The 13,128-nt window shown below is 67.2% G+C and carries 15 protein-coding genes and 1 riboswitch; of the genes, 8 read left to right on the top strand and 7 right to left on the bottom strand.

The genetic code is table 11. The features are described from left to right. Window positions 1-269: 269 nt before the first annotated feature. Complete coding sequence (locus tag JOE41_RS03925) at window positions 270-1,742, bottom strand: RNB domain-containing ribonuclease (protein WP_011692624.1); 1,473 nt, start codon at window positions 1,740-1,742, stop codon at window positions 270-272. A 41-nt stretch (window positions 1,743-1,783) separates the two neighbouring features. On the opposite strand from JOE41_RS03925, the gene JOE41_RS03920 reads away from it, so the two are divergent. Then, window positions 1,784-2,458 (top strand): ferritin-like domain-containing protein, encoded by a 675-nt coding sequence (locus JOE41_RS03920; RefSeq protein WP_209751000.1) that lies wholly within the window; start codon window positions 1,784-1,786, stop codon window positions 2,456-2,458. Here the strand turns inward: JOE41_RS03920 and thiE are convergent, their stop codons facing one another. Continuing rightward, entirely contained in the window at window positions 2,459-3,172 is a 714-nt protein-coding gene (thiE, locus tag JOE41_RS03915; protein WP_209750997.1) for a thiamine phosphate synthase, read from the bottom strand. It abuts the gene before it with no gap. A 26-nt stretch (window positions 3,173-3,198) separates the two neighbouring features. Further along, a riboswitch (TPP riboswitch) is annotated at window positions 3,199-3,318 on the top strand. Between thiE and JOE41_RS03910 the strand changes: the two genes are divergently transcribed. The 4 genes from JOE41_RS03910 to JOE41_RS03895 all read left to right on the top strand — a co-directional run bounded on the left by JOE41_RS03910 (window position 3,305) and on the right by JOE41_RS03895 (window position 6,094). After that, on the top strand, window positions 3,305-4,657 hold the full coding sequence (locus JOE41_RS03910) for an FAD-dependent oxidoreductase (RefSeq protein ID WP_245200617.1): 1,353 nt from the start codon (window positions 3,305-3,307) through the stop codon (window positions 4,655-4,657). Its footprint overlaps the riboswitch before it by 14 nt. Next, window positions 4,654-4,890, top strand: coding sequence for a sulfur carrier protein ThiS (gene thiS, locus JOE41_RS03905; protein ID WP_011692620.1), 237 nt, complete (start codon window positions 4,654-4,656; stop codon window positions 4,888-4,890). Before JOE41_RS03910 ends, thiS begins: the two co-directional genes overlap by 4 nt. Before the next feature lie 5 nt (window positions 4,891-4,895). Next, window positions 4,896-5,717: a thiazole synthase gene (locus JOE41_RS03900; protein ID WP_011692619.1), complete on the top strand. Its 822-nt coding sequence runs from the start codon at window positions 4,896-4,898 to the stop codon at window positions 5,715-5,717. A 23-nt stretch (window positions 5,718-5,740) separates the two neighbouring features. Next, on the top strand, window positions 5,741-6,094 hold the full coding sequence (locus JOE41_RS03895) for a 4a-hydroxytetrahydrobiopterin dehydratase (RefSeq protein ID WP_209750995.1): 354 nt from the start codon (window positions 5,741-5,743) through the stop codon (window positions 6,092-6,094). On the opposite strand, the gene JOE41_RS03890 is transcribed toward JOE41_RS03895, so the two are convergent. From JOE41_RS03890 to JOE41_RS03880, 3 genes are read right to left on the bottom strand one after another with little or no spacing between them, the layout of a single operon-like run. Beyond that, window positions 6,091-6,393, bottom strand: a complete 303-nt coding sequence (locus JOE41_RS03890) for a hypothetical protein (protein ID WP_209750993.1) — start codon at window positions 6,391-6,393, stop codon at window positions 6,091-6,093. The two genes, JOE41_RS03895 and JOE41_RS03890, sit on opposite strands and share 4 nt — an antisense overlap. 48 nt (window positions 6,394-6,441) lie before the next feature. After that, window positions 6,442-6,666, bottom strand: a complete 225-nt coding sequence (locus JOE41_RS03885; protein WP_011692616.1) for a DUF3107 domain-containing protein — start codon at window positions 6,664-6,666, stop codon at window positions 6,442-6,444. A gap of 51 nt (window positions 6,667-6,717) precedes the next feature. Further along, window positions 6,718-7,404: a TetR/AcrR family transcriptional regulator gene (locus JOE41_RS03880; RefSeq protein WP_011692615.1), complete on the bottom strand. Its 687-nt coding sequence runs from the start codon at window positions 7,402-7,404 to the stop codon at window positions 6,718-6,720. Window positions 7,405-7,470: 66 nt separating this feature from the next. On the opposite strand from JOE41_RS03880, the gene moeB reads away from it, so the two are divergent. Further along, window positions 7,471-8,670, top strand: coding sequence for a molybdopterin-synthase adenylyltransferase MoeB (gene moeB, locus JOE41_RS03875; protein WP_209750990.1), 1,200 nt, complete (start codon window positions 7,471-7,473; stop codon window positions 8,668-8,670). A 72-nt stretch (window positions 8,671-8,742) separates the two neighbouring features. Here moeB and JOE41_RS21095 read toward each other — a convergent pair whose 3' ends face one another. Next, window positions 8,743-8,865 (bottom strand): hypothetical protein, encoded by a 123-nt coding sequence (locus JOE41_RS21095; protein WP_280873375.1) that lies wholly within the window; start codon window positions 8,863-8,865, stop codon window positions 8,743-8,745. 123 nt (window positions 8,866-8,988) lie between these two features. Continuing rightward, window positions 8,989-10,329, bottom strand: a complete 1,341-nt coding sequence (locus tag JOE41_RS03870) for a glutamyl-tRNA reductase (protein ID WP_043429913.1) — start codon at window positions 10,327-10,329, stop codon at window positions 8,989-8,991. A 158-nt stretch (window positions 10,330-10,487) separates the two neighbouring features. Here JOE41_RS03870 and hemE point away from each other — a divergent pair, with 158 nt between their 5' ends. Next, window positions 10,488-11,609: a uroporphyrinogen decarboxylase gene (gene hemE, locus JOE41_RS03865; protein ID WP_011692612.1), complete on the top strand. Its 1,122-nt coding sequence runs from the start codon at window positions 10,488-10,490 to the stop codon at window positions 11,607-11,609. A 4-nt stretch (window positions 11,610-11,613) separates the two neighbouring features. Next, the gene (locus JOE41_RS03860) at window positions 11,614-13,089 is read left to right on the top strand and encodes an FAD-dependent oxidoreductase (RefSeq protein ID WP_209750988.1); all 1,476 of its coding nucleotides are present in this window, start codon (window positions 11,614-11,616) and stop codon (window positions 13,087-13,089) included. The last annotated feature ends 39 nt before the right edge of the window (window positions 13,090-13,128 follow it).

Raw genomic sequence — 13,128 nt, 5'->3', positions numbered from 1 at the left:
GCGCTGCTTGCTCAACGGGGCCGGCCGCGAGGCCGTTCCGGAGCACGCTCGGGCGCGCAAGCAAATCCAGTGGAAGCCGATCGCGGGCTATCTAAATGCTGGCACTGGGGACCAGCGGGTGTATCTCAAGATCGCGTAGGGGCGGGCTTGTTGAATTCAAAAATCATGGAAATCAACGACCGGGCATCCATTACTACCCCCTCAGTCTAGCTGTTGCCCGCAACCATCCCCGACTGACGCCCCGGACGCGGTCCGCAATCTGCCGGCAATCACTCCACCAGCTCAAGCCGGATCACCCGCGTGCGGATGTCTGACGAGATCAGCCTGACCCGGACCGTGGTGCCGGATTCGAGTTCGCCGGGGCACCGGGCCGTCACCGCCGGGTCTGCGATCTGGATGATGCCGGACGGTCCGTTGCCGTTCCCGTTCCCGCCGTTCCCGTTGGGCTTGCCCGGTTTCGACCCGGAGATGACTACGGCGTCAAACTCCTGCCCGATGTGGTTGACGAGCAGGGCGGCTTCCACCGTATCCAGGGCCAGCCGTTCCATCCTGGCCGCCAGCTGGTCCGAGGCGCCCATGATTTCCGGCAGCGAGGGCAGTGCCTCGCGGGCCCAGTCGGGAACCGCGGTCCGGTTGCTCAGCGCCTCACAGATCACCAGGACGAAGCGGTCGATCAGGCGGCGCAGCGGTGCCGTGGTGTGTGCATAGGCGGCCCCGATGGCCGACTGGATGGCGTCCTCCGGCACTGTGCCGTCAAAGGGCGTGTAACCGGCGCCCCGGAACAGCATCCCGGCGGAGTGCAGGATGGCCAGCTGGCGGGGGTCGGTGGGGTCAAGGGAGCGCAGGTACTCGCCGTAGCTCGCCTCACCGTCCCACGGCTTTCCGAGCGCGTTTGTCTGCCGCTTGAAATGAAGGAGCGACCGTTCGTCGGGGGCGGGCATGGTACGCAGGATCCCGACCTTGCCTTCGAGCATAAGGTCAGCCGCAGCCATGCCGGTCATGAGGGAGATCTGCGCATTCCAGTCCTCCACGGGGAGGGGCGGAGCCGCCACGATGCGGTAGCCGCCGTCGGGCAGCTGTTCGATTTCCTGTTCCGGCATGTTGAGGCTGGCGCCGCCGCGGAGCCGCTCAAGTTCCACGCGCTTGATCCCCACCTCCCTCAGGAGCAGGAGGACGGGGGCGGCACTGCCGGAATCCAGCTCGGCCTGGACTCCCTTATAGGTGAGCTTCGCCCGGCTCCGGATCCTGGCCCGGCGCACCAGCACCGATACCACTTGGGCCGCCGCATCCAGGTCGAACTCCCACACGAAGGCGGCGCACAACTGGCCGGCAAGCAGGCTGCCGGCCTGTTCGCTGATGACCTCCGGGTGCAACGGAATCCGACCGTCCGGGGCGTAGAACGTCTGCCCCCGTCGGCGCGTCTCGGCGTCGAGCGCACCGCCCGGTGCCACAAAGGACGGCACGTCGGCGATGGCATAGAAAACCTTGTACCCGTCGCCTGACCGCTCGATGAAGAGGGCTTGGTCCAGGTCAGTGGAAGACGGCGGATCGATGGTCACAAAGCCCACATCGGTGAGGTCCAGGTCAGGCATCTTATGTTCCGCGATGGCCGCCAGCGCATCCCGCAGGACATCGTCAGGGAAGGGCCCGGGCAGCTCCAACTCCGTGCGCAGCGCGTTCAGCGCTTCGGCCAGCCGGTTGGTCTGTTCGTGGACATTTGGAGTCAGGTGATGATGTGACACGAAAGTCAGGTTAGCTCCATTTGCGCCATTAGTCTTGGACGATGAGCTCATCCCCGGCTGACACCGCTCGCTACAACCGTTTCGTCGCAGACTTGTTCGGAATGATGGCCTACGGCGAGCTGTCAGCTTTCGAGAGGTTCTCCTCTGACGCGCGGTATTCGCCGACCCTTCACGACCGGGCCGTGCTCGGCAGGATTGCCGTGGTGGAGTTCCGGCACTACGAGCTGGTGAGCGCCCGGCTTGAGGCCATGGGGATCGACGCCGAGGATGCCATGCTGCCGTTCCAGGCGGCCGTGGACTATTTCCATTCACGGACGCGCCCGGCCGACTGGTACGAATCACTGATGAAGGCCTACGTGATCGATACGGTTTCTGCAGACTTCTACCGGGCTATCTCCCGCTATGTTGATGCCGGAACGCGGGACGTCATCGAACAGATCCAGGCCTCCGACGAGACAACGGAAGTTCTCCGCGAACGGCTGAGGAGCGCGCTCGCCGATGATCCGAGGCTCGCGTCGAGGCTTGCCCTATGGGGCAGGCGGCTGCTGGGCGAAGCACTGACCCAGGCGCGACGCGTCAGCTACGAGCATGCGTTCCTGGGAAGCCTGATCGGCGGCGAGGACAGTGCCGCCGCGAAAGAGCTGGTCAGCGGGCTGATCGCCGGTCTGGCGGAGAAGCACTCCAAGCGGATGACGCAGCTCGGCCTGACCGGATAGTCAGGATGCGCCGGCGTCGAGTGCCGCCAGCAGCGACCTCGCGGCCGCGGCGGGGTCGTCGGCCTCGGTGATGGCGCGGACCACCACGATCCGCTCCGCTCCTGCAGCCGCCACCTGTTCTACGTTGCCCAGGTCGATGCCGCCGATGGCGAACCACGGCAGGCGCGGCCCGTCAACCGTTGGCCCCGCAACGCCGCCAGTTGTTTTGGCAGTCGTTTTGCCGGCGGCTTCCGCCGCATAGCGGACCAGCTCGAGGCCGACGGCGGCACGGCCCGGCTTCGTGGGAGTGGCCCACACCGGCCCGACGCAGAAATAATCCAGGCCTCCCGCACCACGGGATGCGGCGATGGCGGCATCGATCTGCCCGTGGCTGTGCGTGGACAGGCCGATCACGGCTTCACCGCCGAGGAACTTCCGGGCGGACGCCAGGGGGAGGTCCTTCTGCCCTACATGAAGCACCGGGGCGCCGGAGAGCGAGGCGATGTCCGCGCGGTCGTTGACCGACCACAGCCGGCCATGGCGGCGGGCCGCGGTTTCCAGTACTTCGAGCAGCTCGAGCTCCTCGGCCGCTTCCAGGCCCTTGTCGCGGAGCTGGATGATGTCCACGCCGCCTGCGTAGGCGGCATCAACGAAGTCGGCAAAATCGCCGCGATCCGTGCGGGCATCAGTGCAGAGGTACAGGCGGGCATCAGTAAGGAGAGCTTGCTCGGTCATGGCACAAGCCTAGTTCCCCTAAACTGGGGGAGTACCGCGGGAGCCCGCCGCAGCTGTCACAAAGCTGCAGGGCTGAGAGGGCGTCAGAGCCGACCGCTTGACCTGATCCGGTTAGTACCGGCGTAGGGAAGGATGACAATGACCCCGCAATCCCCGCCCACCCGCCCACCCGCGCGCAGTCGCGACGGGCACGGCGTGCACATCAGCGCAGACGTCGCCGTGATCGGCGGGGGAGTAATCGGCCACGGCATCGCCTGGGAAGCCCGGAAGTCGGGCAGGTCCGTGGTGATCATCGACGACGCACCGGGAACGGGCGCGAGCTGGGCCGCCGCAGGCATGCTGGCGCCGGTCAGCGAACTCCACTACCAGGAGGAAGACCTCCTGGAGCTCATGCTCCACTCCTCGGGACTGTGGCCGGCCTTCGCGGCCGGCCTGGAAACCGGGCGTGCCTCCCATGAACACGGCGGCGACGGCCCGGACACCGGCTACCTTACGACGGCGACCCTCGCCGTGGGTGCCGACGCCGCAGACCGCCGGGCGCTCGCCGACCTGCGCGCCGTCCAGCAGGCCAGCGGCCTAACGGTGGAACCGCTGACGGTCAGGGAAGCCCGGGCACGGGAGCCGCTGCTGAGCCCCGGGATATCCTGCGCCTTCGACATCCCGGCCGACCATCAGGTGGATCCCCGCAAACTCCTCGCCCGGATCGCGGAGCTCCTGCCAGGGGCCGCCGTGTGTGACCGGGCCGCCGGCCTGCTCTGGGAGGACGGGCGCGTCAGCGGCGTCAGCCTGGCCGGGGGAGGAACCGTGCACGCTGGCGAAACAATCATTGCCAACGGACTGGAATCCGCGTCCCTGGGCGGAATGCCTCCCGGACTTCAGCTGCCGCTGCGCCCGGTGTACGGCGACATCCTGCGCCTGCGCGTCCCCGCCTACCTGCAACCCCTGGTGACATCCACGGTCCGTGGAATGGTCCACGGAGTTCCCGTCTACATCGTGCCCCGGCAGGACGGCACCGTGGTTATTGGGGCCACGCAGCGTGAAGATTCGCTGTCAGGAGCGGGCATCGGCACCGCCGTTACGGCGCCTGCGGGGCCCGTAACACCCGCAGGATCGGCCGTTTCCGCCGGCGGCGTCTACCAGCTGCTCCGCGATGCGCAGGTGCTGGTCCCCGCCGTCGCCGAATTGGAACTGCTCGAAGCCACGGCGAGGGCCCGTCCGGGAACGCCGGACAACGCGCCGCTGCTGGGCCGAGTAGCGGCCGCAGGAACCGGCATGGATATTGAGGGGCTGATCATTGCCACCGGCTTTTTCCGGCATGGCGTCCTGCTCACTCCTGCCGCGGCGTCCATCTGCAGGCAGCTGATGGACGGCGACGCCGATCCACGCTGGACCCCGTTCCGGCCCGACCGGTTTTCCGGCGTTTCGGCCGGACCGGCAACTCCCGCGCACACCGTCACAATTGACCCGAACAAGGAAACAGCATGAACATCACACTGAACGGCACGGCACACGCGGTGGCCGACGGCGCGTCCGTCACCACCCTCGTCAGCCAGGTCACCGGCAGGAACCTCGCGCCAAACGGGCAGGCTGCCGACGGCCAAAAGTTGGGCGTGGCGGTAGCGCGGAATTCCGAGGTGGTGCCGCGCAGCCAATGGTTCGTCACGGCACTGGCCGAGGGCGACGACGTCGAACTTGTTACCGCGGTACAGGGAGGTTGAGCATCATGGCAGGAACAACGGTTGCCGGCACGGCAGGGACCGGGCAGCAGGCTGCGGCGGACGCCTTCATCGTGGACGGCGTGCCGCTGGGATCACGGTTGATCATGGGTACCGGCGGTGCCCCCAGCCTCGATGGGCTGGGGGCCGCCCTGATCGCATCCGGAACGGAACTGACCACCGTGGCCATGCGCCGCTACTCGCCGGCCGAAACAGGCTCGCTCTTCCAGCTCCTGGTGGACCACAACATCCGGGTCCTGCCCAACACCGCCGGTTGCTTCACCGCACGGGACGCCGTGATGACGGCGGAACTGGCGCGGGAGGCGCTGGAGACTGACTGGGTGAAGCTTGAAGTGATCGCCGACGAACACACCCTGCTGCCGGACGCCGTGGAGCTGGTGGACGCCACCGAGCAGCTGGTAAACCGCGGGTTCAAGGTGTTCGCCTACACGAATGACGACCCCGTGCTGGCGCTTCGGCTGGAGAACCTCGGGGCCACCGCCGTGATGCCCCTCGGGTCCCCGATCGGCACCGGCCTGGGCATCCTGAACCCGCACAACATTGAGCTCATCGTTTCGAGGGCATCCGTTCCCGTGGTGCTGGATGCCGGCATCGGCACGGCGTCCGACGCGGCGCTCGCCATGGAACTGGGGTGCGATGCGGTACTGCTGGCGACAGCAGTGACCCGGGCGCAGAACCCGGCGATGATGGGGGAGGCCTTCAAACACGCAGTCATCGCCGGTAGGCTGGCGAAGGCGGCAGGACGGATTCCGCGCCGCGAGCACGCCCTCGCCTCGTCGGCCATGGAAGGCCGGGCGGAGTTCCTGTAGGCGGACCATCCAAGGAGCCAGTGATGACCGGCACGGAAGATATTCTTACCCAAACCCAGATTGACGCCGCACTCGCGGAACTTTCCGACTGGCTCTACCAGCCGGGTGCTCTGGTGACCGTCTTCAAGGCGCCGACGGCGGCCGCTGCGCTTGAGCTGATTGCCGCCGTCGGGCGCCTGGCTGAGGAACAAAACCACCATCCCGATCTGGACTGGCGGTACAACAGGGTGTTCATCCGCTTCAGCTCACACGACGCCGGCACACGGGTGACAGGGCGTGACGTCGCCGCAGCCGCGGCCGTCAGCCGGGCAGCCGCCGCTGTGTCGGCCTCCGCGGAGCCCGGCAAATACCCCCCGCCCGGCGCCTCACGTAGTTAGAGCCGCAGCGCGGCGGTGAGCTCTTTCGTGTCATGCACGGCACGCTTCCGGCCCAGGTACACCGCGGCGGCGAGAGCCGCCCCGGTGCCCAGGACCATGGGCAGCACCCACGGAATCCACGTCAGGCCGGGCTGGTAACCAAGCCCTGCTGCCATGAAGATGATCCAGCTCAGCATCCCCACCGCAGTGGCCACCCCTGCAGGCATGCCGATGCCGTACTTGGCATGCCGCCTGTCGTTGGCCCAGACAACAAAGCCTGCGGCCACAGTCACGAGGGCCACGATTACCAGGGAAAGCATTCAGCGAACTCCTTGCTGCAGGGCGTTTCGGACAGGTGAAGCGGCGGCCTAGAGTTGGCCGAAACCGACGCGGCGGGCTTCCTCGGCGCCGATCTCCACGTAACCCAGGACGTTGGCGGGAATGATGATCACACGGCCCTTTTCGTCAGTCAGGCGCAGTTCGGCGCCCTTGGTAATGGATTCCTCGACGAGCTTTGCTACCGCGTCAGCATCCTGAGCCGATTCCATCACAATTTCGCGGCCAATGTTCTGAATGCCGATCTTTACTTCCACAGCGAGGCCTCCCAGCCAATCAAAGTTCTAAAGGTGTTCTCTATTTGTAGTCTAGGTTTCCTTGGGAAAGCGCGAGATTCCGCGCCAAGCTAAACGATAGATCAGGTCGCTGGCCACATCGAGGTCCAGGTTTCCGTCGGTTTCAAGCCAGTAGCGCGCACTGACCTGCGCCATGCCGGCGAGTCCGCGACCCAGCAACTGGGCCTCCAGCATGGGGAGCTTCGTGTCCTCGGCGATGACCCGCGCAATGGCGTCGGCAAACGTCTTGTTGAATGTTTCGAGCCTGGAACTGACGTCGGCGTCATTGATCAGGTCCGATTCAAACACCAGGCGGTGCGCCTGGTCATCGCTGGCAATGAAGTGATAGTAGGCGCGCATGACCGCCTGGACGCGCTCATCGTTGTCATCGGTGGAATTCAGTGCGCCCATCATAAGCTCGGTCAGGGCACTGAGGTGGCTGTCCAGCAGGGCGAGGTAGAGCTCGCGTTTGGAAGGGAAGTGCTGGTACAGCACCGGTTTGCTGACATGGGCCGTCTCAGCGATCTCGTCCATGGCGGCGCCGTGGTATCCATTGGCCACAAAGACTTCCTGGGCGGCCGCCAGCAACTGGGCGCGTCGTTCGTCACGCGGGAGCCGCGCCGAGCGCGCACCGCCGGCCCGCGCTTGTCCCGCGGCTGCCTTCCCGGCCTGTGTCCGATCAACCGGTGCATGATGAACCACTGTTGGCCTTCTTTCCATTGCAGTTACCTACACTTTACGCGCGGGTAATATGACCTTGCGGCATCTTCGGGCATACATTGAAGTATGGCTTCCACGTTCACCGCAACTGCTGTCCCCGCAACCCTGGATCCGCTCGTGGAACCGGCGGATGCCCTGACCGCCGAAGAGGTGGAGCGCTACTCCCGCCACCTCATCATTCCGGAGATCGGCGCGCTGGGCCAACGCAGGCTCAAGAACGCCAAGGTCCTGGTCATCGGTGCCGGCGGCCTGGGCTCGCCGGCCCTCCTCTACCTTGCCGCCGCAGGGGTGGGAACCTTGGGAATCGTCGACGACGACGCCGTTGACCTGAGTAATCTGCAGCGCCAGGTCATCCACGGCGTTGCGGACGTGGGCCGGTCCAAGATCGAGTCGGCACGCGACTCCATTGCCGCGCTGAACCCCTTGGTGGACGTCCGGCTCCACAACGTGCGGCTCGACGCCTCGAACGCGCTGGAGCTGTTCGCGGGCTACGACCTCATCCTGGACGGCGCAGACAACTTCGCCACGCGCTACCTGGTAAACGACGCCGCCGCCATTCTCGGCAAACCCTATGTCTGGGGCTCCATCTTCCGCTTCGACGGCCAGGTGAGCGTGTTCTGGGAAGAGCACGGCCCGACGTACCGCGACCTCTACCCTGAGGCACCGCCGGCCGGCTCGGTGCCGTCCTGCGGCGAAGGCGGCGTGTTCGGGATGCTGTGCGCCGCCGTAGGCTCGCTCATGGTGACCGAAGCGGTCAAACTGATCACCGGCGTCGGGCGGTCCCTGCTGGGCCGCGTCGCGCTGTTCGACGCCCTCGGCGGCAGCTGGCGGGAGATCAAAGTGGCACGGGATCCGGCGGCCGAACGCATCACGGAACTCACTGACTACGAGGCGTTCTGCGGAATAGTACCGGAGCCGGCCGCGGCCAAAGAGAACACTGTTACGGCCACGCAGCTGGCCACCATGCTGGCTTCGCGCAAAGCGGGGCTGAAGGACTTTGACCTCGTGGACGTCCGGGAGCCGGGTGAGCACGACATCGTCAGGATTGACGGGTCCGTCCTCATCCCGCAGGGGAGGATCCTGGCGGGGGAGGCCTGGGCGGAGCTGCCCCAGGACAAGGACATCGTTTTCCACTGCAAGGCCGGGACCCGTTCCGCAGCGGTCCTGGCCGCGGCCCAAAAGGCGGGCTACCAGCGGGTCAGCCATCTCGATGGCGGCATCCTGGCCTGGGTGCGCGAAGTGGAGCCGGGCAAGCCGGTTTACTGAACAGCCGGACCACCGCCCGATCTCCGCCGGTGCCTGTGTCCTGGTGGGGGCGCGGAGGGCGGAGCATGCACGTCAGGGGCTGGAGGCGGCCGGGATGGCCGCACCGGAGCGGGGCCCGACGGCGAGGATTTCGACATTGCGGAGCCCACCCGGACGGGAAGCTCCGAAGCCCGGTTCAGGGGAGTGGATGCGCACGCCGTGGATCCCTCGGTTGCAGCGCGCGACTGTGGGCGCTCTCGGCGCGGATGATCGGGGTGAACGCCTCCGGCTGAGTTCCTGCCTGCCGGCGTTCCTGCCTGCCCGGCAGTGTAAGGGAAGCTAGGCGGTTTCCCGCCGGACGTCAGCCGGCGCCTGGCCTGCCCGGCCGTGGTCCACGGGGCATTCGGCGGCCGGAGCCGCGGCCGGCTGCTCAACGGTGATGCCGTACAGCGCATCAAGTGCCGCGATGTACTGCTCCTGCTGTCCGTTGGAGGCCAGCTCACGGGCGCGGACGGTGGGAACGTGCAGCAACTGCTTGACCATCCGGCGCAGTGCGAACTCGACTTCCTCGGCGGCGGCGGTGCAGCCGTGGCGTGCCCGGACCTTCTCCATTTCGGCGTCAAGGACATTCATGGTGTGGCGGCGCAGGGCGACGATCGCCGAGTCGACGGACCTGGCTTCGCGCTCCTGTTCAAAAGCTGCGGCGGCGCCGGTGACAATGCCGCTGGCCTGCGCCAGCGACTCGGCCTGCTCCTGGGGGGCAGCGAGCCGCACGGATTCGAGCGTCAGCAGCTCCACGCCGTCGAGCTCTCCAACGGCCGGATCGAAATCATGGGTAAGTGCCAGATCGATGGCGATCAGCGTCTGGGCGGACCCGGCCCGCACGCGGGCGAGCTCCTCCGCTTCCACACGGGTGTCAGAGCCGCTGCAGCCGATCATGACATCCGCTGCGGCCACTGCGGCGGGAAGTGTATCGGAGTCGAGGGCCTTGCCTCCGCGCGTTGCCACGAAGCCTTCGGCGCGTCCGGAGGAGGAAAAGACGGAAATGTCCGTGCAGCCGCGTTCACGGAGCAACGACATGGTGGCCCCGGCATAGGCGCCGGTACCGAAGACCACAGCCTTCTTGGCGGACCAGTCGGGGTTCTCGGAAAGGTCGGTGGCCAGATCCAGGGCCACCGAGACGATGGACAGTCCCCGTGATCCCAGCGCAGTCTGGGCGCCGACATCCTTGGCGGTCTTGGACGCGGCCTGGAAGAGGCGGACGAGGCCGGAGCTGGCAGTGCCTTCGTGCTGGGCATTGATGAGAGCGCGGCGAACCTGTCCGGCGATTTCGCGTTCGCCCACCACTGCCGAGTCCAGGCCGGAGCTCACGGCGAAAAGGTGCTGGCTGACCTCGCCGCCTGTGCGGGTATTGAATGAGCGGGAGACCAGCTGCTCGTTGAGCCCGGTGCGTTCACTTATTTGGGCGACAAGGGCGGCCCGTGCCGCTTCCACGTCATCAGGGTGGGGCGCTTCGCCATAGATTTCGAAGCGGTTGCAGGTGGCAAGCACCACCGCACCCTTCACGGCCGGTGACCCGGAGAGTGCGGATGTAGCCAGCTCGGAAGCACCGGTGCTCAGTTGAGCAACGGTCTCGAGGTCGATGTCGGCGTGTGTAGCCACCAATGAAAAAAGAACCACAGCATCACAATCATAGCTTTTGACTCGCGGCGGAGAACAACAAAGCTCCGTGGCAAAGGGCACCAGGGGCTGTGATTCCCGCCACGGAGGTCCGCGGCGGGCCGCGGATGACAGCCTGTCGTTATCTTTTGCGATCGATTTTAGGGACAATCGGAGTCATGACTTCAAGCGCTGCAACGTCCAACGGCACGGTATCCGACGTCCCGTTCTCCGATGCCACCCTGGATGCAGGACACCCGCTGATGGACGGCCGCACGGCTGATTCGCCGCTCATCACCGCCTACCGCGGCGGCAAGCCGACCCGCCGTCCCGTCTGGTTCATGCGGCAGGCAGGACGCTCCCTGCCCGAGTACCTGAAGGTGCGCGAAGGCGTGGCCATGCTGGACTCCTGCCTGCGACCCGAGCTGGCCTCGGAGATCACGCTGCAGCCGGTGCGACGGCACGACGTCGACGCAGCCATCTTCTTTTCGGACATCGTCATTCCGCTGAAGCTCGCCGGCGTGGGAGTGGACATCGTTCCGGGCGTCGGTCCGGTCCTGGACAAGCCGGTCCGCACCGCCGAGGACGTCGCGGCACTCCCGCAGCTGACCTGGGAAGCGCTGGAGCCCATCCGGGAAGCCGTCCGGCTCACCGTGGCCCAGCTGGGCAAGACCCCGCTGATCGGTTTTGCGGGCGCGCCGTTCACCCTCGCCGCGTACATGGTGGAAGGCAAGCCTTCCCGCGACCACCTCGGCCCGCGCACCATGATGCACGCAGATCCTGAAACCTGGAATGCGCTGGCCAACTGGGCTGCCGACGCGTCCGGCATGTTCCTGCGCGCCCAGCTGGAAGCCGGCGCTTCCGCGGGCCAGCTGTTCGATTCCTGGGCGGGCTCGCTGGGACTGGCCGATTACAAACGCTTCGTGGCCCCGGCCTCCGCCCGCGCGCTGGACCACGTCCGCCATCTCGGCGCGCCACTGATCCACTTTGGAACCGGTACATCGGAACTGCTGGTGGCGATGCGCGACGTCGGCGTCGACGTGGTGGGGGTCGACTACCGGCTTCCGCTGGACGAAGCCAACCGCCGGCTGGGCGGCACTGTGCCGCTGCAGGGCAATATCGACCCCGCGCTGCTGTCAGCCCCGTGGGCAGTCCTCGAGGCCCACGTCCGGGAAGTTATCAAGGCGGGATCCTTCGCACCCGGACACGTCCTGAACCTGGGCCACGGCGTGCCGCCGGAGACCGACCCGGACGTCCTGACGCGCGTCGTCGAACTCATTCACTCCATTTCCCCGGAGTAATCCGGTGAGCGGAGCCACGCCGGAACCGTCCGTGACCTCGGCCGTGGTGGTGGGCGGCGGCATTTCGGGTCTGCTCTCGGCCCTGGAGCTTGCCAAAGCAGGCCGGCACGTCACCGTCCTGGAAGCCGGCGAGGCCTGGGGCGGCTGCGTAGGCAGCCACGTGGTGGGAGGCCTGACGCTGGACAGCGGGGCGGAGTCTTTCGCCACCCGCTCGAGTGCCGTGGCGGACCTCGCGGCGGAGCTCGGCATCGCCGGCAAAATTGTTGCGCCCCATCCTGGCGGGGCCTGGGTCCAGCTCCCCGAGGGTGCCCGGGAACTGCCCAAAACCGGTGTCCTGGGTATTCCGGCCAACCCGTGGGACCCCGAAGTCCGGCGGACACTGGGGTTCGCAGGCTCCCTCCGCGCTTCCGTGGACAGGTTCCTCCCGGCTTCGGTGGGGACCCGCGCGGCCATCACCAGCGTGTCGGCCCTGGTCCGGCAGCGGATGGGCCGCCGCGTCCTGGAACGCCTCGTGGAACCTGTGGTGGGCGGCGTCCATTCAGCCGATCCGGCGCTGCTCGACGTTGACATGGTGGCGCCCGGAGTCCGGGCCGGCATACGGACCCATGGCTCCCTGGCAGCCGCCGTTGCCGCCCAGCGCCGTGGAACCGCAGCGCAGGGTGCCAAAGCCGGATCCGCGGTCGCCGGACTGCGGGGCGGCATGCACTCGCTGGTCACCGCGCTGGTAGCCGAACTGCGGCGTCGCGGCGTGACACTCCTCACCGGTACGCGGGCGGACGCTGTGGCCAGGACCGCGGACGGCTGGCGGGTTTCGGCGGGGGAACGGATGTACGACGCCGGCCTGCTGGTAGTGGCGCTTGACGGCCCCTCCGCCGTCGGGCTGCTGCAGGATGCCGTACCCGGCTTGACGGAGCACCGGCCCGACGCCGGTCCCGATGTAAAGCTTGTGACCCTTGTTGTTGACCTCCCGGAACTGGACCGCCGGCCGCGCGGAACCGGCATCCTGGTGGCTCCGCAGACACCCGGCATCCAGGCCAAAGCGCTGACCCACGCCACCGCGAAATGGGACTGGCTGGCGGCGGCGTCGGGGCCCGGCACCCATGTCGTCCGGCTGTCCTACGGCCGGGGAGAGGGGCCGCGGCAGGATGGCAGCCCCGAGGCGCAGGATGCCGCCGCCGGCCCGCCGGGCGGTGCCGGGCCGGGGGCCGGTGACGAGGGGCTTTTTCAGGCTGCTTTACGGGATGCCTCCTCCCTCCTGACGGTGCCTGTCACAGCCGATGACGTGCTCGACTGGGACGTTGTCAGCTGGGGCGGAGTGCTGCCGTTCGCCGCCGTGGGCCACCGCCAGCGGGTGGCGCAGGTCCGCAGGGTCTGCGCCGCTGAAGGAAGCCTCGTGATGGTGGGCGGGTGGCTGGCCGGCAACGGCCTGGCCGCCGTGGTGGATGACACCAAAAGGCAGGTTGCGGACGTTCTACGCTAGCCCGCGAGTAACGTGTGCCGGGCTCCTTTGCAAGTTTCT

The sequence above is a fragment of the Arthrobacter sp. PvP103 genome, from assembly GCF_017833075.1.
In the GTDB taxonomy this organism is placed as follows: Bacteria; Actinomycetota; Actinomycetes; order Actinomycetales; family Micrococcaceae; genus Arthrobacter.
This window is presented reverse-complemented; position numbering and strand designations above follow the sequence as displayed.

Coding starts and splice junctions, on each gene's coding strand:
- moeB (WP_209750990.1), top strand. CDS start 7,471: ATGGCTTCCACGTTCACCGCAACTGCTGTCCCCGCAACCCTGGATCCG.
- JOE41_RS03890 (WP_209750993.1), bottom strand. CDS start 6,393: ATGCTTTCCCTGGTAATCGTGGCCCTCGTGACTGTGGCCGCAGGCTTT.
- JOE41_RS03895 (WP_209750995.1), top strand. CDS start 5,741: ATGACCGGCACGGAAGATATTCTTACCCAAACCCAGATTGACGCCGCA.
- JOE41_RS03920 (WP_209751000.1), top strand. CDS start 1,784: ATGAGCTCATCCCCGGCTGACACCGCTCGCTACAACCGTTTCGTCGCA.
- JOE41_RS03910 (WP_245200617.1), top strand. CDS start 3,305: ATGACAATGACCCCGCAATCCCCGCCCACCCGCCCACCCGCGCGCAGT.
- JOE41_RS03880 (WP_011692615.1), bottom strand. CDS start 7,404: ATGGAAAGAAGGCCAACAGTGGTTCATCATGCACCGGTTGATCGGACA.
- thiE (WP_209750997.1), bottom strand. CDS start 3,172: ATGACCGAGCAAGCTCTCCTTACTGATGCCCGCCTGTACCTCTGCACT.
- hemE (WP_011692612.1), top strand. CDS start 10,488: ATGACTTCAAGCGCTGCAACGTCCAACGGCACGGTATCCGACGTCCCG.
- JOE41_RS03900 (WP_011692619.1), top strand. CDS start 4,896: ATGGCAGGAACAACGGTTGCCGGCACGGCAGGGACCGGGCAGCAGGCT.
- thiS (WP_011692620.1), top strand. CDS start 4,654: ATGAACATCACACTGAACGGCACGGCACACGCGGTGGCCGACGGCGCG.